Below are 26,274 nucleotides of genomic sequence, written 5' to 3'. Positions count from 1 at the left end.
GAATAAGGCAGGAAATGCGGCAAGCATCGGGCAGTTCCGTGGCACTGGCACACGTTTGGAGTCGCTGAGAAACAGTTTGTCAGGCATCTTTCGTGTGGCGCGGCCGTATCGCCGGCGATATTGCGAGCTGTTTCACAGATTCCGTGAGCAAGGCAGGACGTTATAGTACAAGTAGAAGAGAGCGCGATTGGGCGCCGTCCTTTCGCTCTGTCATCACGGTCATGGCGCAGGTGACGATCGACTTCGGAAAGGAATCTTGGCGATGAGACTGTTCAGATATCTGCTGGCGCTGATCGTGCTCGCCATCGGCGCGCTGTGGTCGCTGCAGGGCATTGGCGTGGTCGGCGGCAGTTTCATGACCGGCCAGTCGCAATGGCTCTATATCGGCATCGTGACCATGCTGGTCGGTTTCGCCGGGCTGGTATGGGCGAGCCGTTCGCGGGGGTGAGTTGCGACGAAAAATCGACCCACACAGATCGACCCCCACTCCGTCGAGCTTCGCTCGACACCTCTCCCCGATCGACGGGGGAGAGGAAAGGCGGAGTGGGGAAGGCGCTGGTCAAACCCGCAGTCGCAAACAGGGCCAACCCGGCGAGCAAGAAAACAGCCACCCCATATTGCCGGTCCATTCTGTTACCTATCTATCCGGTTCGGATAGAATGCCCTGCCCGCGATAGGCTCTACCCGAACAGCTGATCCAGAATCCTGCCCTCCAGCCTGGCAAGCTCGACCGAACCACGCCGGCGCGGCCGCGCCACCGACACGTCGAGATCGAGCGCGATGCGGCCCTCGTCGATCACCACCACCCGGTCGGCGAGCGCAACCGCCTCGGCGACGTCATGCGTCACCAGCACGGCGGTGAATTTTTGCTCCAGCCAGATACGTTCCAGAAGCTGCTGCATTTCGATGCGGGTCAGCGCATCGAGCGCGCCGAGCGGCTCGTCGAGCGCCAGGATCCGAGGCTGTCCGATCAGTGCACGCGCCAGCGCCACGCGCTGCTTCTGGCCGCCCGACAGCACCGAGGGCCATTCGTCGGCGCGGTCGGCGAGGCCGACTTCACCCAGGATGGCGAGCGCGCGCCGCCTGGCTTCCGCACCGGTGGCAAGCCCGGTCAGCCCGACCTCGACGTTTTTCACCACGCTGGCCCAGGGCAACAGCCGCGGCTCCTGGAACATGAAGCGGCTCTCTTCGCCAGCGCCGGCCTTGGCTTCCGGCCCGAATGTCAGCGATCCTGCCGTCGGCCGGTCGAGCCCGGCCAGCAGCCGCAAAAGCGTGCTCTTGCCGCAGCCGCTCTTGCCGATGACGGCAACGAACTGCCCGACCGGCACGTCGAGATCGATGCAGTCGAGCACGACCTTGTCGCCAAAGCGCTTTTCCATGCCCTTGAAGGCAAAGGCGCGCTGCCTTTCGACGGCCTCCTCCGGCCGTGACGGTTCCGGCGCGGCGACGAAGGAACGGATGGCGGTCAGGCTGGCGGTTGGCATCGAACCCTCAGGCGTTCTGGAAGGCGGGATGCCAGCCGAGCGACAGCCGCTCGAGCAGGCGGGCGAAGCTGTCGGCAAGCTTGCCGAGCAGCGCATAGATCAGGATCGACAGCACGACCACATCGATCAGCAGGAATTCGCGTGCCTGCATGGCCATGTAGCCGAGGCCGGAACTGGCCGAGATGGTTTCGGCAACGATCAGCGTCAGCCACATGATGCCCAGCGCATAGCGCAGGCCGACGAAGATCGCCGGCAGCGCGCCGGGCAGGATCACCTGAAAAAACAACGCGCGGCGGTCCATGCCGTAGACCCGGCCCATCTCGACCAGCTGCGGGTCGACGCTCTGGATGCCGAGCAGCGTGTTGACGTAGATCGGGAAGAACACGCCGAGCGCCACCAGGAACAGTTTTGCTTCCTCGTCGATGCCGAACCACAGGATGACCAGCGGGATCAGCGCCAGATGCGGGATGTTGCGGATCATCTGCAGCGTCGTGTCGGTCAGGCCGCGGCTGAGCGCCGACAGCCCGTTGGCAAGGCCGAGTGCAAAGCCGATCGAGCCGCCGATGGCAAAGCCGGCCAGCGCACGCAGCGTGCTGACGCCGATGTTTTCGATCAGCTCGCCCGACAGCGTCAGCCGCCAGAAGGCCTCGGCCACCGCGCTCGGCGCCGGCAGCACATTGGCCGGCATCACGCCGGCGCGGCTGGCGGCTTCCCAGCCAATTATGACCAGCGCCGGCAGCAGCCAGCCGATGCCGTTCTGTTTGACGCGCCGGGCAAAACTCACGACGAGGCCTGCAGGCGGTTGGCGCCGTGGAAGCCGACGGCGAATTCATTGGCGATGTTCTCATGCGCCCGTGCCCGCCTGGTGCCCAGGCCGAGACGCGGGAACAGAAGCTCGGCGACACGGTAGGCTTCCTCGAGATGCGGGTACCCAGAGCCGATGATGGTGTCGATGCCGATCGCCTGATACTCGCGGATGCGCTCGACGATCTGCTCCGGCGAGCCGACCAGCGCGGTGCCGGCGCCGCCGCGCACCAGGCCGACGCCGGCCCACAGATTGGGTGACACCACCAGCCGGTCGCGGCGGCCGCCATGCAGTTCGGCCATGCGCCGCTGTCCCACAGAGTCCATCTCCTTGGTGAAGCGGGCCTGGGCATTTTCGATCTGGGCATCGGTGACGTGGCTGATCAGCCGGTCGGCGGCGCGCCAGGCCTCTTCCTCGGTCTCGCGCACGATGAAATGCAGCCTGATGCCGAAACGCAGTTTGCGGCCGCGCCGTTCAGCCTTGTTGCGCGCCGCGCTGAGTTTTTCCGCCACCTGCGCCGGCGGCTCGCCCCAGGTCAGGTACATGTCGACGAGATCGGCGGCGAGCTCCTGGCCGGCATCGGACGAGCCGCCGAAATAGAGCGGCGGCCGCTCCTGTTGCGGCAGAAGATCAAGACGGCCATTGTCGACGCGGTAATATTTGCCGTTGAAGTTGACGCTCTCGCCCGACACCAGCGCGCGCCAGATGGTCAGAAACTCTTGCGCCTGCGCATAGCGCTCGTCATGCGGCAGGAACACGCCATCGCCGGCAAGCTCGGTCGGGTTGCCGCCGACCACGACATTGAGCAGCAGGCGGCCATTGCTCAGCCGGTCGAGCGCCGCCGTCTGGCGCGCCGCGAAGGTGGGCAACGTCACGCCGGGCCGTAGCGCCACCAGGAATTTGAGCTTTTCCGTCAGCGCTGCAAGGCCGGAGGCGGTGATCCACGAATCCTCGCAATTCTGCCCGGTCGGCAAAAGCACGCCGGGAAAGCCGAGCCGGTCGACGGCCTGTGCGATCTCCTTGAAGTAAGCGAACTCCGGCGGCCGCTGCTGCTGTTCGGAGCCGAGATAGGAGCCGTCGCCATGCGTCGGGATGAACCAGAAGAAATCGAGCGGGCCGGCTTGCGGGCTTGATGAAGCGGTCATGGCGAAATCCCTGAGGCTTGAAACGGCAAAGGCGCCGGGCGTTTTCCGCCCGGCGCCACACAAGAAAGTTCAATTGCCCGGTGCGGTCCACACGGCGTCGGAGATGCGCACCGCGTTCGGGATCAGCTTGAGCTTGTAGAAGCGATCGGCTGTCGCCTGCTGGCCGGCGATGATCTCGTCGGTGATCGGGAAGATGCCGAATTTGGTGCGGTTGGCCGCGATCGTCTGTGCATCGAGCGGCACGCCGGTCACCTCATGCAGCGCCGCGGCAACCTTGTCGCGGTTCGCGTCCGCCCATTTCGCCGCCACGCCGAGCGCCGCTATCGTCGTGGTGATCGTCTCCGGATGCGCCTTGGCGAAATCCTTGTTGGCGAGGAAATAGGTGTTCACCTTGAGCACCTCGCTGGAGCGCGCCAGCACGCGCGGCTGGTAGCGTGTCTCGGCGATGGCGTAGAACGGATCCCAGACCGCCCAGGCATCGATCTGGTCGCTGGCGAAAGCCGCCGCAGCATCGGCCGGGCTGAGATAGACCGGGGTGATCTGGTCGAAGGGGATGTTTGCTTTTTCGAGTGCCGCGACCAGCAGATTGTGCGCGCTGGTGCCTTTGCCGACGCCGATGCGCTTTCCCTTGAGGTCGGCGAGCGACTGGATCGGCGATGCCGGCTTGACGAAGATCGCTTCGCCGTCGCCATTGGCCGGCAGTGCCGCCGCATAGACGATGTTGGCGCCGGCCGACTGGCCGAAGATTGGCGGTGCGTCGCCGGTCCAGCCGACATCGATGGCGCCGACATTGAGCGCCTCGACCAGCGGCGGGCCGGCGGTGAATTCGACCCATTTCACCGCGACGCCCTTGTCGCTCAGCGCCTTCTCGATCACCTGCTGCTGCCGGGCGATGACCGGCAGGCCGGTCTTCTGATAGCCGATGTTGAGCTGCTTCAACTCCTGCGCCGAGGCACTGAGCGAGGCAGCAATGCCCGCCGCCAAAAGGCCAAGGCCGAAAACGCGTCTGGTCAGGCTGAACATGATCCCTCTTCCTTCGCTGCGAACCGGCGCCGGGAAGGGCTCCCTGCCGTGGATGAGAGACAAGGCTAGGTAGGTCTATAAATTTAGTAGAGAAACGATTTTGCGAGTTGGCTGCTTGACGTGGAAATATTTTCTTCAGAACCCAGCGCTCGTCATCCTAGGGCGAAGCAAGGAGCGAAGCGACGCGGCGCAGACCCTAGGATCCATGCCGTGACGTTTGCCGTAGAGTGGAACGGATCAGAATGTCGCTTGTGCGCGAACCGAGGCTCGATACCCTGAAACCATGACCGGCTACGTCTACATGACTGCAAGCCAAAAACGCGGCACGATCTACATCGGCGTCACCAACGATCTCTCCCGCCGCATGCCTGAACACAAATCCGGCCAGGGCGCAGGCTTCACCAGCCGCTATGGTGTTCAACGGCTGGTCTGGTATGAGGAATTCTTCGACATCACCGATGCCATTCAACGCGAGAAGTCGCTGAAGCGATGGCCGAGACAGTGGAAGATCGAACTGATAGAGAAGGCCAATCCGGAGTGGTTTGAGCTGTTTCGCGGAACCGGGTGGTAGGCGCCCGGTTTGTTGCTCCCCTGGAGCGTAGCATCAGCGTCTCGGCATGGATCCTAGGGTCTGCGCCGCGTCGCTTCGCTCCTTGCTTCGCCCTAGGATGACGAAATCGCGAAGGCTGGCGCTAATCACCATCACCTCACTGCGACCAATACTGCCAGGCCCAGTAAAATCCCTCGTCGCGTGGCGGCAGGCGGTCGCGTTCGGCGTCGAGTTGCACCGGGGCCGGCGATTTCGGTTGCGGCTGTGACGACGAGTTCTCCCGCCAGGCGAGCAGCCAGTTGCCGAGATGGGCGAACAGCACCGCGGTGGACTGGGTCATGACATCACTCCTTCTGTTCCGGGGTCGGCGGTCGCAGTGCTGCGAAGGGAAGCAGCCGGTCAAACCGGCAGAAACTTGTTGTCATTCCTTTCCCGCCCACGGAACCAGCTGACGCTCGATCCGGCGGATGATGAATTCCAGCACGAAGGCTATTGTCGCGATCACCACTATTCCCATCACCACGACATCGGTGACCAGGAACTGGGAGGCCGACTGGATCATGAAGCCGAGGCCGCGCGTTGCCGCCACCAGCTCGGCTGCAACCAGCGTCGACCAGCCGGCGCCGAGCGCGATGCGCAGGCCGGTGAGGATCGACGGCAGCGCGCTGGGCAGGATGACATGGCGCACCACTTGGCGCTGCGTCGCACCAAGCGAACGGGCCGCATCGATGCGCTCCTTTGAGACACCGCGCACGCCCGAGGCCGTCGACAGCGCCACCGGCGCCAGCATGGCAATGGCAATCACCAGGATCTTTGACGGCTCGCCGATGCCGAACCAGATGATGACCAGCGGCAGATAGGCGAGCGGCGGGATGGGCCGCAAAAATTCGAGCAAGGGATCGAAGATGCCGCGCCCGACCGTCGAAATGCCGATAGCCAGCCCAACCGGAACGCCGATGACGATGGCCGCGAGCAGCGCCGCGAACACGCGGCCGAGGCTGGCGACGATATGCTGGAGCAAAGTCGCGTCGACGAAGCCGTCCTTGATCACCACGATGAACTTGGTCCACACGGCGGCGGGCGACGGCAGGAACACCGGCGACACCAGTTGCAGGCGCGCAGACAGCGCCCATGCCGCCAGCGCGGCCAGGATGGTGACGGCGCTGATCGCCCGCGAGGAAACCCCGCGCCGCTTCCGCACCGGCCGCGACCACGGCACCGAAATGGCATCGGCCTCGCCGGTCCCGGCGGCCGGCCGCTCGCTGTAGGAGGTGACGCTCATGCCGCCTCTCCTTCGAAGATCGCATCGGTCAGCTCGCCGCGCGCCGCGGCAAAGGCCGGATCGGCCTTGATGGCGCGGATCGGCTCGCCTGCGGCATAGCGCCGGCTGAAACCGGTCTCGAATGTCCGCACCACGCGGCCCGGTCCGGGCGCCAGCACGACGATGCTTGTGGCCAGCACCAGCGCCTCCTCGATGCCATGCGTGACCATCAGCACGCCAACCCGGCTTGCGGTCCACAGGTCGAGCAGCGTCGTCTGCATGCGCTCGCGCGTCAGCGCATCGAGTGCGCCGAGCGGTTCGTCGAGCAGCAGGAATTCCGGTTCGGCGGCGAGTGCACGGGCGAGTCCGACGCGCTGGCGCATGCCGCCGGACAATTCCCAGATGCGTTTGTCGCCGACGCCGTCAAGCTTGACCAGCGCCAGCAACTGGTCGGCGCGGCGCGCCCGCTCGGCTTGCGGCACGCCGCGCAGCCTGAGCGCAAAGGCGACGTTTTCACGGGCCGTCAGCCAGGGAAACAGCGCATCGTTCTGGAACACGACCGCCCGGTCGGAGCCTGGGCCGGTGATCGGCCGGCCGCCGATCGTGGCGACCCCGCGCGCAGGCTCGACCAGGCCGGCGGCGACATTGAGCAGCGAGGTCTTGCCGCAGCCGGAGCGGCCGACCAGCACGACGAAATCGCCCTTGGCGACATCGATGGAAACTCGGTCGACCGCCGGCGCTGCCTGGCCGTCATAGTGAACCGAGACCTTGTCGAGTACGAGATGCGGGTGGAGTACGAGATGCGGCATAAAAAAGGGGCTCCGGAAGAAAATCAGCCTGCCCCGGCCCTCGTTGAGCGGATCCGGGACAGGCAGCACGCGGCGTCAGGGAAGAGGAAACCGCGCGTGTTCAGAGCAATTCCAGGAAAAGTGTGAAGCGGTTTTCCGTCCGGAATTGCGTAAAACTGAAGATCAGTTCGAGGCCAGAGCCTCGGTCACGTATTTCGACGACACGTATTTCGAATAGTCGGGCAGCACGGCGTCGATCTTGCCCTGCTCCTTGAGGAAGGCCGAAGCTGCCTCGATCGCCTTGACCGTGCCGCCGCCGAGGAATTTGTCGGAAGCCTGCTCTTCCAATGTCGGGAAGACGTAACCCTTGAGGAGCTGCGGCACCTCTTCCAGTTTGGCGCCGGTGATCTTGGCGATCTTGGCCGCTTCCGGCGACGAAACCGACCATGCCTCGGGCTTGGCCAGGAACTGGGCATAGGATTCGCCGGTCACCTTGACGAAATCGCGCACGGCGTCCGGGTTCTTTTCGGCGAAGTCGGTGCGCACGATCCAGGCGTCGAAGGTCGGCGCGCCCCAGGCGGCAACCTGCGAGGAATCCAGCACCACCTTGCCTGTCGTCTTGATCTGGCCGAGCGCCGGATCCCAGACATAGGCCGCGTCTATGTCGCCGCGAGCGAACGCGGCGGCTATTTCCGGTGGCCTGAGATTAAGGATTTCGACCGACTTCGGGTCGACGTTTTCGTGCTTCAGCGCGGCAAGCAGGCTGTAATGCGTGGTCGACACGAACGGCACCGCCACCTTCTTGCCGGCGAGGTCGGCGATCTTCTCGATGCCGGATCCATTGTGGGCGACCAGCGCCTCGGACTGGCCGATCAGGCCGACGACAAAGATGGTCTGGATCGGCAGTTCGCGGCTGGCGGCCGCGGCCAGCGGACTCGAGCCGACATAGCCGATATCGACCGAACCGGATGCGACGGCGGCGATGACATCGGCGCCGGAATCGAATTTGCGCCAGTCGATCGTGGCCTTGGTCGCCTTTTCATAGGCGCCGTCGGCCTGCGCTACTTTGGAAGGTTCGACCACCGTCTGGTAGCCGATGGTGATGTTGAGGTCCTGCGCCTGGGCCGGGCCGAGGAAGGCCGCACCCGCCAAAGCTGCCGACGACAGGAGGACAATGCGTCGCGAAATGCTGGACATGAAAGGCTCCATGAAAAATGAGAAAAACCGGATGCCTGTTCATAGTCAGCTAATTCTATCATTCTTGTAGAGTTAAATCCTTCCAAGCAAGAAGCACTTGTTAGAAAAAAACCACCGGCTGATGCGGGCGCGGTGACCGGCCCGTGCCGAACCGTGCGCAAACGCAAACGGCGCCCCCAAGGTGCTGAAGAGTTGGTGGTCCTGCCAACCCTCCTACGGAAGAGGCCTGATTTGGTGCTCGGCGCGCCGCTTGCGGCCTGCCGCAGGATCGATGTCGAGCCGTTGAGCCTCACCGACTTCCGCAGCGACGGCCACCGCTGGATGCTGCGGTCAAGCGGCGTGCCAGTGGCCGCCAAGGCCGCCCGGCCTCAGAGCGGCAAGGCGGCGTCCTGATATCGGGCGCAGGGCGGCGCCCGAGTTGTCGGGAGTCATGTTTCGCCGATCCGCGGGCTGCGACCCAAAATTCGCGGCAAAGCCCCAAATGGCGCAAATCCATGCTGTAAAAGACGGTTGATTTGAAAACACGTTCCGCGTGTTCGAGGGTAAGTATAGTAATCTTATCGACATTGGGAGCAGGAGCCGCCGCTCATCGCCGCAATCGCTCGCGGCTGGCTGTGACCTTAACGGCACAAAGCCTTGCCAAAGTGGCCCCTGCGGCGTGAAAACGAAGCAAAATCAAGGTTTCTCGGCTTGTATATCATGTCAGTAGATTTTATGTGTCGAAGCAGCTTGCACGCGGCGGGGAGGCACGTCAGGCGTTTCGAAACCGATGGTTTTGGGCCATCGCCTGACAGAGAAACATTCGGTCTATGCTCACCAAAAAAGGCAAGTACGGCCTCAAGGCGCTGGTCCATCTGGCGCAACTGCCGGTGGGACAGCTCGCCTTTGTCGGCGACATCGCCAGCGGCAACAACATTCCGAAGAAATTCCTCGACGCCATTCTGGGCGAATTGCGCAATGCCGGTTTCGTCCAGAGCCGCAAGGGCAAGGATGGCGGCTATCGCTTGGCGCGCCCGGCCGACGAGATCAAGGTCGGCCATGTCGTGCGCGTGCTCGACGGACCGCTGGCGCCCATCCCCTGCGCCAGCCGCACCCAGTATCAGCGCTGTGAAGACTGCAATGAGGCGACATGCCAAGTCCGACATCTGATGCTCGAGGTCCGGCAGGCGATCGCCGAGGTGCTCGACCAGCGCACGCTGGCCGAGATGCGCGACATCGTCCTCGACGACCTTCCGGCCGCAGGGGACGAGCTTGCGCCGGCGCAAAAGGTCCCCGCCTGATCCTGAGCGTGCTCGCATGAGCGTCGCGCGCGCCAATTCGATCATCCCCAGCTCGATCATCATCGTCGGCGGCGGCGCCAGCGGCGTCGTGTTGGCCGCTCATCTGCTGAAGTCGCCCAACCCGGACCTTCGCGTCACGCTGATCGAAAAGCGTCCGCATTTCGGCCAGGGCATCGCCTATTCGACGCTTTTGTCGGCGCACGTGCTGAATGTCAGCGCTGCGGGGATGAGCGCCTATGCCGACGATCCCCTGAATTTCTGGCGCTGGTTGCAGGGGCGCGGCCTGATAAGCCAGGAACAGACGCCGCAGACACCCTTCTATGCACCGCGCAGCGTCTATGCCCGCTACCTCAAGGAAGTGCTCGACGAGCTCGAAGCGCGCGAAAAGGAAACCGGCCGTCTCAGGCTGATTCGCGAGGAAAGCCTGTCGATCTCGCCGACATCGTCCGGCGTCGAAGTGGTGCTGGCCAACGGCACCAGCGTCGTCGCGCATCTGGCGGTGCTTGCCACCGGCCATGACGAGCAGCCCGGCGCCGGCCAGGGCCACGCCATCCGCATGGGCACCGAGGCCGACACCGCGCTCGATCCTGAAGCCCGCGTGCTGGTGCTGGGCACCGGGCTCAGCATGGTCGATGCCTTCCTGTCGCTCGAGCAGCGCGGCCATCGCGGCGAGATCGTCGCCGTATCGCGGCGCGGGCTGCTGCCGTCGCCGCACCGCAAGGGCAACCCGATCAAGCTCGACGTCGCCGACATTCCGCTCGGCACGCAGCTCTCCTATTTCGTCGGCTGGTTCCGCGACCTGATCCGCGAAAACCAGAAGGCCGGCATCGACTGGCGCGACGTCGTCGATGGGCTGCGACCCTTCAATCAGAAAATCTGGCAGAACTGGCCGTCCTCGGCCAAGCGCCGCTTCGTCGAGCACACCAAGGCCTGGTGGGACATCCATCGCCATCGGCTGGCGCCCGAGGTGCATGCCCGCGTCACCGAAGCGGTGCGCACCGGCCGCATCCGCCCGGTCGCCGGCCGTGTCGTCGGCATCGAGGCTGGCGATGGATTCACCGTCGGCATCCAGTCTCGCCACACAAAGGCGCTGGAAACGCTGCAGGTCGCCCGCATCTATGATTGCACCGGCATCGCCCGCGACATCTCGACGACGTCGAACAGCGTCGTGCGCTCGCTGGTCGACCGCGGCCTGGCGCGGCCCGACCCGCTGCGGCTTGGCCTCGATGTAACGGCCAAGTGCGAAATCATCGCCGGCGACGGCACCGCATCGGCCAAGATCCTCGCCGTCGGGCCGCTGACCCGCGGCACCTTCTTCGAGATCGACGCCATCCCCGACATCCGCGTGCAATGCGCTAGGCTGAGCAAGCAGCTGCTAGGGTAAAGCTGTTGACGTCGGCGGGATAGCACGCCCCTCAGAGGGGGGTGGGAAGGATCGCTACGGAGGGTGTTGGGCTTGAGTCCAAAGCCGGCCTAAAACTGGAATTCCATTCCCCCTCTCGCCGGTTGATTGGCACGATCTACCTTCTTTCCGACTGCAAACGGCCGGAAAAGAAGCTACGCTGCCGCTCTGCCCCCGAGGCGGTCGCTTGTTCAAGGGAGCACATCGACATGAGCGAGCACGGAAAAGCTGCGCCAGGGAGTTCGGACGGCGCGTTATCCCGCCTGCGTCCGCCCTACGCCTCGGTGCTCGACCTCATCGGCCAGACGCCGGTGGTCGAACTGACCAAATTCGACACCGGCAAGTGCCGGCTGTTCATCAAGCTGGAAAGCCAGAATCCAGGCGGCTCGATCAAGGACCGCATTGCGCTGTCGATGATTGCCGCGGCCGAGAAGGAAGGCAAGCTCAAGCGCGGCGGCACCATCGTCGAGGCGACCGCCGGGAATACCGGCCTCGGCCTCGCCCAGGTCGGCATCCCCAAGGGCTACCGCATCATCCTCGTCGTGCCCGACAAGATGTCGCGCGAAAAGATCCAGCATCTGCGCGCGCTCGGCGCCGAAGTGCGCATGACGCGCTCCGATGTCGGCAAGGGCCATGCCGAATATTACCAGGACATGGCCGAGAAGATCGCATCGGAAACGCCCGGCGCCTTCTACGCCAACCAGTTCGCCAACCCGGCCAACCCCGAGGCGCATGAGACCACCACCGGACCGGAAATCCTTGCCCAGCTCGACGGCGACCTCGACGCCGTGGTCGTCGGCGTCGGCTCCGGCGGCACGCTGACCGGGCTTGGCCGCTACTTCGCCAGAACATCGCCGAAGACCGAAATGGTGCTGGCCGATCCCGTCGGATCGGTGCTGGCGCCGCTGATCAAGACCGGCAAGATGGAAGAGGCCGGCAGTTGGACCGTCGAAGGCATCGGCGAGGATTTCGTGCCGCCCAATGCCGATCTGTCGCTGGTCAGGAAAGCCTATTCCATCCCAGACAAGCAGAGCATGCTGGCCGTGCGGGACCTGCTTTCGAAGGAAGGCATTCTCGCCGGCTCGTCTTCCGGCACGCTGCTGTCGGCCGCGCTTCGCTATTGCCGCGAGCAGACGACAGCAAAACGCGTCGTCACCTTCGTCTGCGACAGCGGCAACAAATATCTGTCCAAGGTGTTCGACGATTTCTGGCTGGCCGAGCAGGGGCTGGCCGAACAGGAACAGCATGGCGATCTGCGCGACCTCGTCATGCGCTCGCACCGCACCGGCGACACCGTTTATGTCGGCCCCGACGAAAGCCTGCTCAACGCCTATGGCCGCATGCGCCGCTCCGATGTCTCGCAGCTGCCGGTGCTGGACAACGGCAAGCTGGTCGGCATTATCGATGAGGGCGATATATTGGCCAAGGTCGACGGCCCCTATGAAGGCCGCTGGGACCGCTTCAACGCTCCGGTGCGCACCGCCATGACCTCCAATCTGCACACGCTGCAGGCCAGCCAGACGCTGGATGCGCTGCTGCCGGTGTTCGACCGCAACGAGGTCGCCATCATCTTCGATGGCGACGAGTTCGTCGGCCTGATAACCCGTATCGACCTGATCAACCATTTAAGGCGCGCACGATGACTGCTGAAACACCCCCATCGGGCAAGAACCGCCTGGCTTTTTCCACGCGCACCATCCATGGCGGCCAGAGCCATGACCCGCTGACCGGCGCGGTGATGGTGCCGATCTACGCGACCTCGACCTATGGCCAGCAGTCGCCCGGCGTGCACAAGGGGTTTGAGTACGCCCGCAGCCAGAACCCGACCCGCTTCGCCTTCGAGCGCGCGGTGGCCGATCTCGAAAGCGGCTCGGCCGCCTTTGCATTCGCGTCCGGCCTGGCGGCGATCTCGACCGTGCTCGAGCTGCTCGACAGCGGCGCCCATATCGTTGCAACCGACGACATCTATGGCGGCTCGTTCCGGCTGATGGAGCGGGTGCGCAAGCGCTCGGCCAATCTGCAGGTCTCCTTCGTCGATTTTACCGACCTCGCCGCTGTCGAAGCCGCTATCCGTCCGGAGACGAAACTGCTCTGGGTCGAAACGCCCACCAATCCGCTGCTGCGCATCGTCGACCTCGAAGGCGTTGCGGCACTCGCCAGGCGCAAAGGGGTTTTGACGGTCGCCGACAACACGTTCTGCAGCCCCTACATCCAGCGGCCGCTTGAACTCGGCATCGACATCGTCGTCCATTCGACGACAAAATATCTCAACGGCCATTCCGACATGGTCGGCGGCGTCGCCATCGTCGGCGACAACAAGGATCTCGCCGCCCAGCTGAAATTCCTGCAGAACGCCATCGGCGCCATCTCCGGTCCCTTCGACAGTTTTCTCGCGCTGCGCGGCATCAAGACACTGGCGCTCAGGATGGAGCGGCATTCCACGAACGGCCTGAAGATTGCGCAGTGGCTGGAGGCGCGAAAAGATGTGCGCCGCGTCGTCTATCCCGGCCTGGCCAGCCATCCGCAGCACGCCATCGCCGTCCAACAGATGCATGCCTTCGGCGGCATGATCTCGGTCGACCTCGACCGCGACCTCGCCGGCACCAAACGCTTCCTCGAACGGACGCAATTGTTCACGCTGGCTGAAAGCCTCGGCGGCGTCGAAAGCCTGATCGAACACCCGGCGCTGATGACGCACGGCTCGATCCCGGCGGAAAAGCGCGCGGAAATCGGCATTTCGGATTCGCTGGTGCGGTTGTCGTCGGGGATAGAGGATGGCGATGATCTGATCGCCGACCTGGACCAGGCGCTGCGGGGGTAGGCGTACCAGATGCGTACCGATGACAATGAGGGGCGGCGCTGACCGTCGAGATTAAATCCCAATCCGCCGCGCGTTAACACATTCAGCAGCCTTTGCTTAACCCTTCGCCGCTATGTCCCGCCTGGGGAGGCATGGCGAGAGTGAGTATGATGGACAACAACCCGGAAAAGCGCAGCGAATGGCGCGCCATTTTTTATGTGCAGGCCCGCGTGGCCATCCTGTTCGTCCCGGTCGTCGCCAGTCTTCTGATCATTGCCGCACTTGCCGGCAACGACCACAATCCCAATGCCATAGACCGCACGGTTACTGGCTCGGTGAAATAGGCGCAGCGGTCGGCCGACAGTCGGCCGCCTCAGAAAAACTTCGGGATCGGGCCGTTCTGAGGCGTCACGTCGCCTTCCAGGTCGATGAACGCCTCGTCGACAAAGCACCATGCCCAGCCTTCCGGCGGGTCGTAGCCTTCGATGATCGGGTGCTTTGTGGCGTGGAAATGCTTGGTGGCGTGGCGGTTGGGCGAGTCGTCGCAGCAGCCGACATGGCCGCAGGTACGGCAGAGCCTGAGATGCACCCACATCGAGCCGCTCTTCAGGCACTCCTCGCAACCGAGCGCGCTCGGCGTCACAGTCTTGATGTCGCGCGTGTGTTTGCATTCATCCATTATGCTCTCCTGGCCAGTTCGGGCGCTGCTGCGTCGGGTCGCGCGAGATAGGCGTGCAAGGCAGCCACCACCTGGGCGCCTTCGCCGACGGCGGCGGCGACCCGCTTGACCGAGCCTGCGCGCACGTCGCCGATGGCGAACACGCCGCTGCGGCTGGTCTCCATCTGGCCCGCCCCTATGTCGGCGCCGGTGCGCACGAAACCCCTGGCGTCGAGCGCGATATCGCACCCAGCCAGCCAATCGGTGTTGGGGTCGGCGCCGATGAACAGGAAGAGATGCTGGATCGGCCGCGTCTCGACGCCGCCGGGGTTGCGCCAGCGCAACTGGGTGAGATTGCCGCCTTCGCCTTCCAGCGCCTCGATCTCGGTCTCGCCAAGCACCTCGATGTTGGGTTGCGCCTCGATACGCTCGACCAGATAGCGCGACATGGTTTCCCTGAGGCCGCCGCGGCGCGCCAGCATCGTCACCTTGCGCACCTGGCTAGCGAGATAGACCGCCGCCTGCCCCGCCGAATTGCCGGCGCCGACCAGCGCCACTTCTTGCCCTGTGCATAGCCGCGCCTCGATCGGCGAGGCCCAGTAATGCACCGACGTGCCCTCGAACTCGGCCAGCTTGGCGAAGCCGAGGCGGCGGTAGCGCGCGCCGCTGGCGATCACCACCGTGCGCGCGCGCAGGCTTTCACCGTCGCCGACGGTGAGCGTGTAGCCCTCGCCTGCTGCACCGAGCAGCTTGGCCTCGTCCGGGATGACTATTTCGACGCCGAATTTCTGCGCCTGGTTATAGGCGCGCGCCATCAGCGCCATGCCGGAAATGCCGGTGGGGAAACCCAGATAGTTCTCGATGCGCGCGGAGGCGCCGGCCTGGCCGCCGAAGGCGCGGCAATCGAGCACGATGGTCGACAGCCCTTCGGATGCCGCATAGACTGCGGCGGCCAGCCCCGCCGGCCCGGCCCCGACAATGGCGACGTCATAGACCACATCGGGATCGATCGGCCGCAGCAGGCCGATGCAGCGGGCAAGTTCGGTTTCGCCGGGATTGTGCATCAGCTTGCCGTTGGGGCAGAGCACGATCGGCAGATGGTGCGGGTCGACATGAAAATGCTCAATCAGCGTCTTGGCGCACGGGTCGCTGTCGGAATCGAGCGCGCGGTGCGGCTGGCCGCTGCGGCGCAGAAACCCCTGCAGCCGCAGCGTGTCGCCATTGCCGGCCGGGCCTACGACGATCGGTCCGCTGCTGCCGCTTTCCAGGAGCCCGACGCGGCGCAGGATCAGCGCCCGCATGATCCGCTCGCCAAGGCTTGCCTCCTGCACCATCAGGTCGCGCAGCCGCTGCGAGGGGATGACGAAGGCCTCGACCGGCTCGGCCGCCTCCGCATTGACCAGCGACGGCCGGCTGGAAAGCTGCGCCAGCTCGCCGATGAAATTGCCGGGACCATGAGTGACGATGGTCTCGCGCCGGCCGGGCCTGACATCCTGGGTGATATCGACCGTGCCCGACAGGATGACGATCAGCCCCGGCGCCACGGTGCCGGCGGTGACGATGTGCTCGCCGGCGGCATAGGAACTCGCCTCGCCGAACCGGCGCATGCGCTCGATATCGGCGTCGCCCAGGATGGGAAACATCTGGTCGCGGCGGGTGACGGTGATCGGCTGGGTGGGTGGGGCCATAGGTGCGAGCGTAGCGCCACGGCCGCCGGGTTTGAAGTGGTTTGTTGGGGGACTGGCCGGAAGGGGAGGTGGCTCCCGCGCCAGCTGGTTCGGATGCTTCGCATGGCCCCGCGCTGCAAGGCAAACAGCGCGCCGACCAGTGCGACCTTTATAAGGGCGAGCCCGAGCAGTACCGCCAGCAGTCCTCGCTCACCAGTATGCTGCAAGAGCAGCGCGCCGACGGTCGGCGCCGGGCTATCGCGTTACGCCAAGCGCCTGGGGTGCGGTGGTATCCTTGGGCTCCGCGAAGGCAGATCCTGGCGAAATCCCATTCGTCACATTTTTGTAGAGCGCTATCGGATGCGGGCGCCCTACCAGATATCCTTGGATTTCGGGGCATCCTTCCTTCATCAGGAAGGCACGCTCGTCCTCTGTTTCGACACCCTCCGCGATGACAGGCAAGGCCAGCGCATTCCCCAGGCTGAGTATCGTGCGCACGATGGCCGCCGATTGGACATTCGAGCCGACACCCGAAACAAAACTGCGATCGATCTTGATCTTGTCGAATGGAAACGCCTGCAGCGAGGACAGCGAGGCATACCCGGTGCCAAAATCATCCATCGAGACCCTGACGCCCAACGCCTTCAACCTCCGCAAAACCGACAAGGCAGTTGCCCGGTCGCGGATGAGAACCCCTTCCGTGATTTCCAGTTCCAGCCGCCCCGGAGCAAGGCCGGTCTCGTAGAGGATAGAATGAACGAGGCCTACCAGATCCCCGAAACGGAACTGCACGGGAGAGAGGTTGACGGCGATCTGCAGCGGTGAGGGCCAGGAGGCCGCGTCTCTGCACGCCTGCCTGAGCGTCCATTCACCTATCTCAACGATCGTGCCATCCTGTTCGGCAAGCGAGACAAACGCGTTTGGGGAGATGAGCCCATGCTTTGGATGGTGCCATCGGGCGAGTGCCTCGAAGCCGAAGATTTCGCCGTCCATCCTGGCTTGCGGCTGATAATGAAGCACAAGTTCGCCATGGGCGACCGCAGAGCGCAAATCTCGCTGCAAGGCGTAGCGCTCTCTTAGCCGCTTATCCATCTCAGGATCGAAGAATTGCACCATCCGACGACCGTCCGCCTTGGCCCGGTAGAGCGCTGCGTCGGCATTTGCCATCAGCGCCGCTGCATTCTCTCCGTCTTTCGGATAGATCGCCGCCCCGATGCTCACCCCGATCGAAATGTGCTGGCCCCGGATTTCGAATTTGCCTGCCGCCGATTCGAACAGACGGTCCGCAACATCCTTGGCACTCGCGGACCGGTCATCCATGGCCAGGACAACCGTGAATTCGTCGCCGCCCATGCGCGCGATAAAGGCCTCAGGCGCCGCGGTTTGGAGACGCCGGGAAATGGTGCAAAGCAGATCGTCGCCGGCGGCGTGCCCGAAAACGTCGTTCGCCTCTTTAAAATGGTCAAGGTCGATGCTGAAGACGGCAAAGCTGGCGTGCGTTGCTTTTGCGCGCTCGAGCGTCGTGGCCAGGTGTGCTGCAAGCGCGGCTCGGTTCGCCAGGCCGGTAAGCGGATCGTGGTGCGCGAGATGCGCGATTTCCTCGTGCCGTGCCATCAGTTCGGTGCGCGCTACGTTCATGTTCTCGCGCGCGTCGTCCAGGCCGTGGGCGGCTTCCCTCACCTTGTCCTGGAGCAGATTGAAGCTTTCGGCCATCTCTCCAAGTTCGTCACGAGAGTTTACGGTAACCGGCATGATGTTCACGGAGGCGTGCGCCGCCGCGAGGTCTCCCCGCCCCAAGGCGACCATGGCGAGCGAGAAGTCCTTCAGCGTTCCGGATGTCAGACGCTTTGCCGCGTTGCTCACCTCGGTCGCCGAGTGGGTGATCATGCCCGGCAAAATCAGGCCAACGCTGATGGTCAGCAGCGCGACAACGACAAAAATGTCCTCCAGCGCGGCGACCAATGAAGTGTCGCCTTGGGGAACGCTGCCGATCGCCAGGAAATAGCCGGCACCGTCAAGCACGAGCACAAAAAGCATGGCTCCGGTAAGCTTCAGGTGAAGCGTATGTGGCAGCAAGGGTAGACCGAGTGCGTATCGATCCTCCATCGTGCGCCAGGCGTAGAGCGCAGCACCCGAATATGCCAAAGCCAGACCGAACAGGACGGTAGGAAGGCCAAATTGCTGAAATCCCAGTATGGCGGTCAACAGCCATATTGCAGCCGCGCCTACGCCAAGGATGATGGTTCCCCTGGGAGCCCGGAAGGGTCGCTCGGCTTCGGGACTGTCACGGCGCAATAGCCAGACTGCGATGTTTGGCATGCAGATGCTGATCAGGTACGTAAAATTGGCCGCGGCGATCATCCAGAGCGGATACCCGCACAGCATGAAGCCGATTGCCGCGGCAGCTGTGAGCAGCGTTGCCGCCCAGGGACAATCTGTTGAGGTGCGCCTGGCCAGGAAGCTCGGCAGCAGGCCGTCTTCGCTCAGCTGCGCAAGGGTCCGCGCGGCGCCTGCCAATGGCTGCAACGTTCCATGGAACATGTTCAGCATGATGAGCCAGATGGCGGCCGCCTTGCCGAAACTCCCCAACAAGGGCGCAAAGGTGGGCCCGAGAGCTATGGCGAGGTCGGTGCCGAGCGGCTCCGGCCCGAGCACACCCAGCCAGACAACCGGCAGGACCAGGAAATAGACGCCGGCCATTGCGGCGCTGGCCCACATCGCCAGAGGAATGTTGCGGTTGGGATCGATGGTTTCGCCAACATGGCAGGCTGCAGCCTCAAATGCCGGTGCGGCAAACCCGATCAGGTACAGTCCCGCCATCACCGACGTGATATCGCCGAACAGGCCGGTAAACGGGCTGGTCAGGGCAAAATCCGTCGCCTGCCGCCAGTCGACCGAGCCACTGATGACCGGGACGAGGGATGAGAGAAACGCAAGCGTCGCGGAGGCAGTGGCGATCGGGATCGCCAGTTGGACCACCCACTTGATTCCACACAGGTTGACCGCCGTAAAGAATGCGATGAGCCCGCAGGCGACCGCCTCCACGGGGAGGCCCGGCAGGTACCATTGCTGTATTGCAGACGCTGAAAGAACCGCTGTCAGTCCGCAGGTCGGCACCCAACCCCACCAATAGCAGGTGCCCGTCAGAGCCGAGAGAACGGGACTGTAAGGTCGGAAGGCTTCGGCGCACGCTGCAGAGATACCGCCGACGCGGTTTGGCCACATGAGAACCAATTCGGTCCACGCAGGCGCGGCGGCCCAGCTTAGAAGCAGACCAACAACGAGCAAAGGAACCGCAGCGCTTCCTTGACCGGGAATATTCCCCTGGCCGACAAAAAGGGCGGCAATCAGAAACAGGCTTTGATTGCTGCCACCCATGGCGAGCGCTGTCGTGCCCATCCATCCCAAGGTTCTCGGGTGCGGTCGTGAAGGCGTGAGGCCCGGCATTCAGAGACATCCATTCGAGTGCGGAGCGCTGTCTGACTGGCGAATGTAACCTGCGGAGATATGTCTGTCGAACGTCGCGCTCCCGAAGTCAAAGTTGGACCTTAGGTGAGACGTATTAAGACTTCGTACCAAACCAGATCCGCCCGATGATCGCTGTTAACTTGCGGTGGCTGCGGTTCAATCATGCTGATGCCGGCCCCAAGGCCTTGACCTCCTCAGATCTGGGATGTCATTTCCAATTTTATCTATCGCCCACTATGGAAGAGCGATCGAATAGTCGCGAATACAGCCTAATATCGATTATTATCGACAAATCTCGTGATTGCGGCGCTATCATCCGAAGGCGGCTGAAATCGACTGTAGATCGCTAATCACATTGACCGCTTTTGACTTCGTACCTCGCCATCGCGGGGCAAGGACCGAGACTTCACGCCGTGCCTCAAATTGGAGCTAACTTGTGCGAGCATGCCCATAGCCCCGCGTTGCAGGGCAAACAGCGCGCCGACCACGCTGGCGCGGCGGTCGGCCTTGGCGCGCTGGTGGGTCCTTCCCAGGCCGGCGCCCGTACGGTCGATATGGCGATCGCTCGCTGCCATCATCGGATCTGGACCAAACTGGCCTCGCTGACATTTGTGACCATAGGCGTGGCGACGCTCTGGACCGGCCTGCCGGTTCTGCCGGCCGCGCTGATTTTCTACGGCGCCGGCTTCGGCTAGCACGGCCGGGTATCTTCACATGCGGCGACATGGTGTTCTGGACGATGCTTGAGCGCGACGCGACCTCGCCAGCGGGCACGCCTTCGACGCCGGCCCGTAGCAGGAATGTGTTCAGCACCAGAACACTTGGGATCAGCGTTGCGGGAGCCTGCACACGTGAGTACTCCGCCTCACAAGCCTTCCGGCTGGTCCTCGAGGACGAACGACGCTGCAATCAGGTCATCGCCACTGATGCGGCCACTGCCGCCAACCATGATGGATGCGACTTTCTGAAAGGTCTTCATGTCGGCCTCTGTTATGCGCGCATCGCGCATTCTCGCCCTGAGAGAACCCAAGCGGGTATCAAGGGCTGGCGATGTCTCGACGTCATCGATCATCTTCGATCATCCTGGAGCGCAATGTGAAATCCGCTGCCCGCCGCCATGGCCGGCGGCGGGCGGCAGCTATTCGATCAGTCGTAGACCTTCACAATTTTCCGGGTGCTGGGATCGACCAGGACGGTGCGGTTGTCGACCACGACGTAGCGGTATTTGACGTTGGGAACTTCGTGCAGCTCGACCGTATCAGGCAAGGCACTGCCGACGTTCAGCTCCACGCCCGGGATCTTCACCGAAGCCAGCGGCTGCTTTTTTACGTATTCGCGGACGACCGTATCCTGCTCCGGTGTGATGACGACATCCTGAGCTGCGGCGGCGCCGACCCCAGCCAAAAGCAACAAGCCTGCAGCGGCACTTGCAAAGTGGATTTTCATGGTTTTCTCCTCGCGTAATCCGGCGACGGCACCACGCCTGTTCGCCGAGGGACCGAACTTGAGATCAGCCAGATTGTTCCTGTGACTTCAGTCCGCGGCGAACCAGACCAAAGTCGGACATCGGCTAAGACCCAAGTCCCGAGGCGGAACGTTCAAGCGGGGCAGGCGTTTCCCAAATGCAACTAAATAAAACAGGAGAGGAACACATGGCAGACGGCCCAACTGTTGTTAATTCTGGGGGTGGCGGCGGCACTGCGATTGCCGTTGTTCTTGCACTTATTGCAGTCGTAGTATTGCTTATTTTTACCGGCGTCATCAATATCCGCGGCGACGGCGGCAAGGATATCAACGTCAAGGTTGAAGCGCCAAAGGTGGAAGCTCCGGCTGTACCCGCAAAGCCTGCGGCACCTGCCCCAGCCCCTGCGAGTGGCGGCTGATCTGCTCGTATCCACGCTTCCGAACTGACCTATGAAAAGGAAATTCCCATGACTAAATATTTCGTCAGCGCCACTGGCGCCCTCCTCCTTATGGCGGGCATCGGCACCTCGTTTGCCGAGGATGTTATTGTTCTCAAGCCCGAACAACAGACGGTCATTCGCGAATATATCCATAAGCAGAAGCTGGCCTCAGTCAGTTTGCTCGGCGTCGAACTCAATGTCGGCACGGCACTTCCAGACACTGTCGAGCTCCACGCAATCGACGTTCCGGATGTCCGCTACAAGTATACGGTTGTCGGAGATCATGCGGTTCTCGTCGATCCCGACACGCGCAAGGTCGTGCAGATCATCGAATAACGCGCGAGCCCGCCGCTCCGGTCTGGAGCGGCGAGCTGTGGCTGCCCTGTGAAAGTCTACGGGCAGCCTTTTCTCAACGGGAGGATGTCTGATGTTTAGCGACAAGGAAACTTGGGTCCTGGAAGCTGCCTTACTCGCGGCAATTCCAATTTGCGTAGCCGTCACCGCACTCGTGGCATTTTTGACCGCGGCCTGGATATGAATCGCTTCCTGTTTGTGATGGGCGACTTTCTATCCCGGCCACCGGGCTTCTATGTCCTTCTTGTAGCCATGCTGCTCTGTACTGCGTTGGTGCCATTCGGCCTGACCAATGTGGTCACCTACGCATTGTCGGTAGCGGCCATCGTGATCACGGGCGTTGTGCTGATCCAGGGTTACCGCGACACGGCCGCCATTCACGCCAAGCTTGATGAGATTATCGTTTCGCTGAATGAGACCAGAAACGATGTCGTCGGCCTGGAGCATGCCGAGCCGGAGGAGATTCGGGAGAAGCTCCAGACACTCGAAGAAGAAGCAATGAAAGCGGTTCGCCCGCCGCATTGACCCTCCGCTGGACTATCTGTTATCCATCAGCAAAAAAGCCCGGGAACCGGGCTTTTTTGCTTCGCGTCTAAATCATTTCAGACTTATCCGAAACGGGAATTTGGTGCCCAGAAGAGGACTCGAACCTCCACTCCTTGCGGAACACGGACCTGAACCGTGCGCGTCTACCAATTCCGCCATCTGGGCTGGTGCGGGCTCATGTAAGCGGGCAAACGATATGTGTCAACGCGCTTTTTCGAGGGCCGCTGCCTGCCGGCTTAGTTTCCCGGGGGTCAGCGCCGCCCCTCACCTGCCTGCCGGCATCCTCTCCCCGTACAGTGACGGGGAGAGGGGCGCTCTCATCGATGATTTTCGCCGGTCACCTGCGTCACAAGAAGAGCGCCGAGGCTGCGGCCAGCCCTTTCTCCCCGTCACTATACCGGGAGAACTGCCCGGCAGGGCAATGAGGGGCAGCGCCGACTTGGCGAATGCGCTGGCCGAAAACCTCACCCCTCCAGCACGTCCTTCGACGCCACAGTGGAATCGGCGTTGAGCTTGTAGATCACCGGCACGCCGGTGCCGAGCTCGAGCTTGACGATCTCCTCGCCGCTCTTGCCGTCCAGCGCCATGATCAGCGCGCGCAGCGAATTGCCATGCGCGGCGACCAGCACGGTGCCGCCTTTCAGAACATGCGACTGCATGTCGTGCAGGTAATAGGGCCAGACGCGGGCGCCGGTGTCCTTCAGGCTTTCGCCGCCGGGCGGCGGCACGTCGTAGGAGCGGCGCCAGATGTGCACCTGCTCCTCGCCCCACTTCTGGCGCGCGTCGTCCTTGTTGAGGCCGGAGAGATCGCCATAGTCGCGCTCGTTCAGCGCCTGGTCGCGGATCGTCTTCAAATCGCTCTGGCCGACCGCGTCGAGAATGTGCTGGCAGGTCTTCTGCGCCCGGATCAGCGCCGAGGTGAAGGCAATGTCGAATTTCAAGCCGCGTGCCTTGAGCTTCTGGCCGGCTTCCTTGGCCTCCTTGTGGCCCTGCTCGGTAAGGTCGGCATCGCGCCAGCCGGTGAACAGGTTCTTCAGGTTCCATTCGCTCTGGCCGTGGCGCACGAGCACGAGAGTTCCCGACATGTTTGCTCCTTCAAAATTATGGATAGTTTAGCTCAAGCCGAGCACGTCCCGCATGGAATAAAGTCCGGGCTTTTTACCGCGCGCCCAGAGCGCGGCCTTGACCGCGCCGCGGGCAAAGATGGCGCGGTCCTCGGCATGGTGCGACAGCGTGATGCGCTCGCCGGTCCCGGCCAGGATGACGCTGTGGTCGCCGACCACCGAGCCACCGCGCAAGCTGGCAAAGCCGATCGTTCCTGGCTTGCGCACGCCGGTATGGCCGTCGCGTGACCGCACATCGTTGCCGGCAAGGGAAATGCCGCGTCCCGCCGCCGCCGCTTCGCCGAGCAGCAAGGCGGTGCCCGAGGGCGCGTCGACCTTGTGCTTGTGATGCATTTCGAGGATCTCGATGTCGAAATCCTCTGGACCGAGCGCGCGCGCGGCCTGCTCGACCAGCACCGCCAGAAGATTGACGCCGAGGCTCATATTGCCGGATTTGACGATCGTCGCGTGGCGCGCCGCGGCCTCGATCCTGGCGTCGTCTTCCGCCGAGCAGCCGGTGGTGCCGATGACATGGGCAATGCGTGCCTGCGCGGCATAGCCTGCGAATTCGACGGTGGCTGCCGGCATGGTGAAATCGAGCACGCCGTCGGCCTTGGCGAACACCGGCAGCGGATCGTCGCCGATCGTCACATTGATGATGCCGATGCCGGCAAGCTCGCCCGCATCCCTGCCGAGATAGGGCGATCCGGTTCGTTCGACCGCGCCGACGACGCGGGCGCCGGGGATCGAATGGATGGCGCGGATCAGCGTCTGGCCCATGCGGCCGGCCGCCCCCACCACCACCAGGCCCATTTCGCTGGATTCGCTCATGCTGTTCTCCCCACCGCCTTCTTGGCGCGGCTGCGCCGGACCGGAGTTTGGACGGGCTTCGAGTCGTCGACAAGCCCCAGTCCGTTCTTGCCTTGAATGCGGTGGAAGCGGGCGTAGACACTGTTTGGATCGGCCATCAGTGCGGCATGGGTGCCTTCCTCGACCAGGCGCCCCTCTTCAAGCACGATAATGTGGTCGGCGTTGACGACCGTCGACAGGCGATGCGCTATCACGATGGTGGTGCGCCCTTCCATCACGTGGGTCAGGGCCTCCTGGACGCGCGCCTCGGCCTCGTTGTCGAGCGCCGAGGTCGCTTCGTCGAGCAAAAGGATCGGCGCGTTGCGCACGATCGCCCGCGCAATCGAGACGCGCTGGCGCTGGCCGCCGGAAAGTGTCGAGCCGCCCTCGCCGACGGGCGTGTCGTAGCCCTGCGGCTGCTGACGGATGAACTCGTCGGCCGCCGCCAGCACCGCCGCCCGCTCGATCTCGGCGTCGGTCGCCGAAAGTCGGCCAAAACGGATGTTGTCGCGTATGCTGCCTTCGAACAGATAGGGCGCCTGCGAGACATAGGCGATCGAGCCGCGCAGCGAGTGCTTGGTGACTTTGGAAATGTCCTGGCCATCGATCTCGATCGAACCCTTGTCGACATCGTAGAAGCGCTGCAGCAGCGCCACGAGCGTCGTCTTGCCGGCACCCGAGGCCCCGACCACCGCCGTAACCTTGCCGGCCGCGGCGGTGAAACTCAGGTTCCTGATCACCGGCATGTCGGCGCTGTAGCCGAACGTCACATTGTCGAAGCGAACCTCGCCGGTGGTGATCCTGGCTTCGACCGCGTCGGGCGCATCGCCCTGTTTAGGCTCCAGGTCGAGCAGCTCGTAAATCATCCGGGCGTTGACCAGGGCACGTTCCATACCGACCTGCGTACGAGCCAGGCGCCGTGCCGGATCGTAGGCCATGATCAGCGCGGTGATGAAGGAAAACACAGCGCCTGGTGGTTGTCCGAGCACCAGCGCCCGGTAGCCGGAATAGGCAAGGACGGAGGTAATGGCGAGACCGCCCAAAATCTCGGAAATCGGCGACAGCCGCTCCGCGACCCGGGCGATCTTGTTGTTACGTTGCTCGGCCTTATCGGCCATGATGCCGATCCGGCGCGCCAGCTCGGCTTCCAGGGTGAAGGCCTTGACGATGGCGATGCCTTGCGTGGCCTCCTGTACGGACCCGTTCAGCCGCGAGTTGATCAGCACCGATTCCCGGTTGATGCGCCGCAATCGGCGGGTGATGTAGACGACGGCCCAGATCAGCGGCGGCCCGATCAGCAGCGAGCTGAGCGACAACACCGGATCCTGGTAGATCATGACGCCAACGAGGGCGATCAGCGAGACCGCGTCGCGGCTGATGGAGGTCAGCGTCAGCGACAGCAGATCGCGAACGCCGCCGACATTCTCGTTGACCTGTGCCGCCAGCCGACCGGAACGCGTATCGTTGAAGAAGTCGACGCCGAGCTTCATCAGGTGGTCGAAGCTGCGCTTCTGGTAGCGGGCGACCAGATTGTTGCCGATCTTGGCCAACGCGACCGCCTGGCCGTAACCGGCGAAGCCGCGCAGCACGGAGGCGGCCATGAACCCGGCGCAGATCCAGACGATCATGTCGCCGCGTCGTTCGTAGAAGATCTCGTTGATCATCGGGGCCATGATCCACGCCGTGAAGGCGGTGGTGGCGGAAACAATCAGCAGGCAGCCGACGGCAACGACATAGGTCCAGCGATATTCACTGCCGTTTTCGGCCAGGATGCGGCGCAGCACCGCAGTGACCTCAGCTGGCTGGACTTTCAGTTTGAGTGGACTTTGAGCGGTCAAATCGCGGGCGCTTCGTGGTTTGCTAGAGCATGATGCCGAAAAGTGTGAAGCGGTTTTCGGACGACATCATGCTCTATCTCTTTGATTTAGAGCCGGATGATTTCAGGTCGATTCGATCTGAAATCAACCGGCATCTAGGGATGCCAGGCTGG

At 63.4% G+C, this 26,274-nt stretch carries 28 protein-coding genes and 1 tRNA gene; 12 read left to right on the top strand and 17 right to left on the bottom strand.

The annotated features are described in order from the left end of the window. Window positions 1-262: 262 nt before the first annotated feature. Complete coding sequence (locus NLY42_RS07710; protein ID WP_023710328.1) at window positions 263-448, top strand: hypothetical protein; 186 nt, start codon at window positions 263-265, stop codon at window positions 446-448. 232 nt (window positions 449-680) lie between these two features. Here NLY42_RS07710 and NLY42_RS07705 read toward each other — a convergent pair whose 3' ends face one another. From NLY42_RS07705 to NLY42_RS07690, 4 genes are all read right to left on the bottom strand, one after another. Continuing rightward, window positions 681-1,484: an ATP-binding cassette domain-containing protein gene (locus NLY42_RS07705; RefSeq protein ID WP_023672094.1), complete on the bottom strand. Its 804-nt coding sequence runs from the start codon at window positions 1,482-1,484 to the stop codon at window positions 681-683. A gap of 7 nt (window positions 1,485-1,491) precedes the next feature. Beyond that, entirely contained in the window at window positions 1,492-2,268 is a 777-nt protein-coding gene (locus NLY42_RS07700) for an ABC transporter permease subunit (protein ID WP_023672093.1), read from the bottom strand. Then, complete coding sequence (gene ssuD / locus NLY42_RS07695) at window positions 2,265-3,434, bottom strand: FMNH2-dependent alkanesulfonate monooxygenase (protein ID WP_023672092.1); 1,170 nt, start codon at window positions 3,432-3,434, stop codon at window positions 2,265-2,267. The genes NLY42_RS07700 and ssuD overlap by 4 nt, the downstream gene beginning before the upstream one ends. 69 nt (window positions 3,435-3,503) lie before the next feature. Continuing rightward, on the bottom strand, window positions 3,504-4,457 hold the full coding sequence (locus tag NLY42_RS07690; protein WP_023755917.1) for a sulfonate ABC transporter substrate-binding protein: 954 nt from the start codon (window positions 4,455-4,457) through the stop codon (window positions 3,504-3,506). A 283-nt stretch (window positions 4,458-4,740) separates the two neighbouring features. Here NLY42_RS07690 and NLY42_RS07685 point away from each other — a divergent pair, with 283 nt between their 5' ends. Continuing rightward, entirely contained in the window at window positions 4,741-5,028 is a 288-nt protein-coding gene (locus NLY42_RS07685; RefSeq protein WP_023755918.1) for a GIY-YIG nuclease family protein, read from the top strand. A 136-nt stretch (window positions 5,029-5,164) separates the two neighbouring features. Here NLY42_RS07685 and NLY42_RS07680 read toward each other — a convergent pair whose 3' ends face one another. The 4 genes from NLY42_RS07680 to tauA all read right to left on the bottom strand — a co-directional run bounded on the left by NLY42_RS07680 (window position 5,165) and on the right by tauA (window position 8,253). Then, window positions 5,165-5,347 carry a hypothetical protein gene (locus NLY42_RS07680; protein WP_023672089.1) on the bottom strand — a complete coding sequence of 61 codons (183 nt, stop codon included), beginning with the start codon at window positions 5,345-5,347 and terminating at the stop codon, window positions 5,165-5,167. 81 nt (window positions 5,348-5,428) lie between these two features. Continuing rightward, window positions 5,429-6,289, bottom strand: a complete 861-nt coding sequence (locus tag NLY42_RS07675) for an ABC transporter permease subunit (RefSeq protein WP_023755919.1) — start codon at window positions 6,287-6,289, stop codon at window positions 5,429-5,431. Beyond that, a complete protein-coding gene (locus tag NLY42_RS07670; RefSeq protein WP_023755920.1) occupies window positions 6,286-7,077 on the bottom strand; it encodes a taurine ABC transporter ATP-binding protein in 792 nt (263 codons plus the stop codon). The genes NLY42_RS07675 and NLY42_RS07670 overlap by 4 nt, the downstream gene beginning before the upstream one ends. Before the next feature lie 162 nt (window positions 7,078-7,239). Continuing rightward, window positions 7,240-8,253 (bottom strand): taurine ABC transporter substrate-binding protein, encoded by a 1,014-nt coding sequence (gene tauA, locus NLY42_RS07665; protein WP_023755921.1) that lies wholly within the window; start codon window positions 8,251-8,253, stop codon window positions 7,240-7,242. A gap of 231 nt (window positions 8,254-8,484) precedes the next feature. Between tauA and NLY42_RS07660 the strand changes: the two genes are divergently transcribed. From NLY42_RS07660 to NLY42_RS07635, 6 genes are all read left to right on the top strand, one after another. After that, window positions 8,485-8,646, top strand: a complete 162-nt coding sequence (locus tag NLY42_RS07660; RefSeq protein ID WP_023681206.1) for a hypothetical protein — start codon at window positions 8,485-8,487, stop codon at window positions 8,644-8,646. Between the two features lie 416 nt (window positions 8,647-9,062). After that, window positions 9,063-9,533 carry an RrF2 family transcriptional regulator gene (locus tag NLY42_RS07655; protein WP_023755922.1) on the top strand — a complete coding sequence of 157 codons (471 nt, stop codon included), beginning with the start codon at window positions 9,063-9,065 and terminating at the stop codon, window positions 9,531-9,533. 16 nt (window positions 9,534-9,549) lie between these two features. Next, on the top strand, window positions 9,550-10,917 hold the full coding sequence (locus tag NLY42_RS07650) for an FAD/NAD(P)-binding protein (RefSeq protein WP_023692935.1): 1,368 nt from the start codon (window positions 9,550-9,552) through the stop codon (window positions 10,915-10,917). A gap of 227 nt (window positions 10,918-11,144) precedes the next feature. Continuing rightward, on the top strand, window positions 11,145-12,578 hold the full coding sequence (locus NLY42_RS07645) for a pyridoxal-phosphate dependent enzyme (RefSeq protein ID WP_023755923.1): 1,434 nt from the start codon (window positions 11,145-11,147) through the stop codon (window positions 12,576-12,578). Next, entirely contained in the window at window positions 12,575-13,756 is a 1,182-nt protein-coding gene (locus tag NLY42_RS07640; RefSeq protein WP_023702430.1) for a trans-sulfuration enzyme family protein, read from the top strand. Before NLY42_RS07645 ends, NLY42_RS07640 begins: the two co-directional genes overlap by 4 nt. 146 nt (window positions 13,757-13,902) lie before the next feature. After that, the gene (locus NLY42_RS07635; protein ID WP_081725472.1) at window positions 13,903-14,079 is read left to right on the top strand and encodes a hypothetical protein; all 177 of its coding nucleotides are present in this window, start codon (window positions 13,903-13,905) and stop codon (window positions 14,077-14,079) included. A 29-nt stretch (window positions 14,080-14,108) separates the two neighbouring features. On the opposite strand, the gene NLY42_RS07630 is transcribed toward NLY42_RS07635, so the two are convergent. The 3 genes from NLY42_RS07630 to NLY42_RS07620 form a co-directional block, all read right to left on the bottom strand. Continuing rightward, window positions 14,109-14,414: a UBP-type zinc finger domain-containing protein gene (locus NLY42_RS07630; RefSeq protein WP_023672079.1), complete on the bottom strand. Its 306-nt coding sequence runs from the start codon at window positions 14,412-14,414 to the stop codon at window positions 14,109-14,111. Then, a complete protein-coding gene (locus NLY42_RS07625; protein ID WP_023755924.1) occupies window positions 14,414-16,081 on the bottom strand; it encodes an FAD-dependent oxidoreductase in 1,668 nt (555 codons plus the stop codon). Before NLY42_RS07625 ends, NLY42_RS07630 begins: the two co-directional genes overlap by 1 nt. A gap of 234 nt (window positions 16,082-16,315) precedes the next feature. Next, entirely contained in the window at window positions 16,316-19,507 is a 3,192-nt protein-coding gene (locus NLY42_RS07620; protein ID WP_081731076.1) for an amino acid permease, read from the bottom strand. 455 nt (window positions 19,508-19,962) lie between these two features. Here NLY42_RS07620 and NLY42_RS07615 point away from each other — a divergent pair, with 455 nt between their 5' ends. Continuing rightward, window positions 19,963-20,223 carry a hypothetical protein gene (locus tag NLY42_RS07615; RefSeq protein WP_198022224.1) on the top strand — a complete coding sequence of 87 codons (261 nt, stop codon included), beginning with the start codon at window positions 19,963-19,965 and terminating at the stop codon, window positions 20,221-20,223. Between the two features lie 170 nt (window positions 20,224-20,393). Here NLY42_RS07615 and NLY42_RS07610 read toward each other — a convergent pair whose 3' ends face one another. Next, complete coding sequence (locus tag NLY42_RS07610) at window positions 20,394-20,600, bottom strand: hypothetical protein (RefSeq protein ID WP_023681214.1); 207 nt, start codon at window positions 20,598-20,600, stop codon at window positions 20,394-20,396. A gap of 74 nt (window positions 20,601-20,674) precedes the next feature. Then, a complete protein-coding gene (locus NLY42_RS07605; protein ID WP_023681215.1) occupies window positions 20,675-20,974 on the bottom strand; it encodes a DUF1236 domain-containing protein in 300 nt (99 codons plus the stop codon). Between the two features lie 206 nt (window positions 20,975-21,180). Here NLY42_RS07605 and NLY42_RS07600 point away from each other — a divergent pair, with 206 nt between their 5' ends. The 3 genes from NLY42_RS07600 (at window position 21,181) to NLY42_RS07590 (ending at window position 22,311) form a co-directional block, all read left to right on the top strand. Beyond that, the gene (locus tag NLY42_RS07600; protein ID WP_032903368.1) at window positions 21,181-21,411 is read left to right on the top strand and encodes a hypothetical protein; all 231 of its coding nucleotides are present in this window, start codon (window positions 21,181-21,183) and stop codon (window positions 21,409-21,411) included. 48 nt (window positions 21,412-21,459) lie between these two features. Then, window positions 21,460-21,768, top strand: a complete 309-nt coding sequence (locus tag NLY42_RS07595) for a DUF1236 domain-containing protein (RefSeq protein ID WP_023755927.1) — start codon at window positions 21,460-21,462, stop codon at window positions 21,766-21,768. A 198-nt stretch (window positions 21,769-21,966) separates the two neighbouring features. After that, window positions 21,967-22,311 (top strand): low affinity iron permease family protein, encoded by a 345-nt coding sequence (locus tag NLY42_RS07590; RefSeq protein ID WP_023672069.1) that lies wholly within the window; start codon window positions 21,967-21,969, stop codon window positions 22,309-22,311. A gap of 101 nt (window positions 22,312-22,412) precedes the next feature. On the opposite strand, the gene NLY42_RS07585 is transcribed toward NLY42_RS07590, so the two are convergent. The 4 genes from NLY42_RS07585 to NLY42_RS07570 form a co-directional block, all read right to left on the bottom strand. Continuing rightward, window positions 22,413-22,497: transfer RNA gene (locus tag NLY42_RS07585), tRNA-Leu, on the bottom strand. Window positions 22,498-22,796: 299 nt separating this feature from the next. Next, window positions 22,797-23,417, bottom strand: a complete 621-nt coding sequence (locus tag NLY42_RS07580; RefSeq protein ID WP_023755928.1) for a 2,3-bisphosphoglycerate-dependent phosphoglycerate mutase — start codon at window positions 23,415-23,417, stop codon at window positions 22,797-22,799. A gap of 27 nt (window positions 23,418-23,444) precedes the next feature. Next, a complete protein-coding gene (gene dapB / locus NLY42_RS07575; RefSeq protein ID WP_023726737.1) occupies window positions 23,445-24,266 on the bottom strand; it encodes a 4-hydroxy-tetrahydrodipicolinate reductase in 822 nt (273 codons plus the stop codon). Further along, window positions 24,263-26,122: an ABC transporter ATP-binding protein gene (locus NLY42_RS07570; protein WP_023755929.1), complete on the bottom strand. Its 1,860-nt coding sequence runs from the start codon at window positions 26,120-26,122 to the stop codon at window positions 24,263-24,265. Before NLY42_RS07570 ends, dapB begins: the two co-directional genes overlap by 4 nt. Window positions 26,123-26,274 lie beyond the last annotated feature (152 nt).

Origin of the sequence: Mesorhizobium sp. C372A (assembly GCF_030323245.1) — a bacterium.
Taxonomy (GTDB): Bacteria; Pseudomonadota; Alphaproteobacteria; order Rhizobiales; family Rhizobiaceae; genus Mesorhizobium.
The sequence above is the reverse complement of the archived record's forward strand: the minus strand, read 5'-3'. Positions and strand labels throughout refer to the sequence as shown.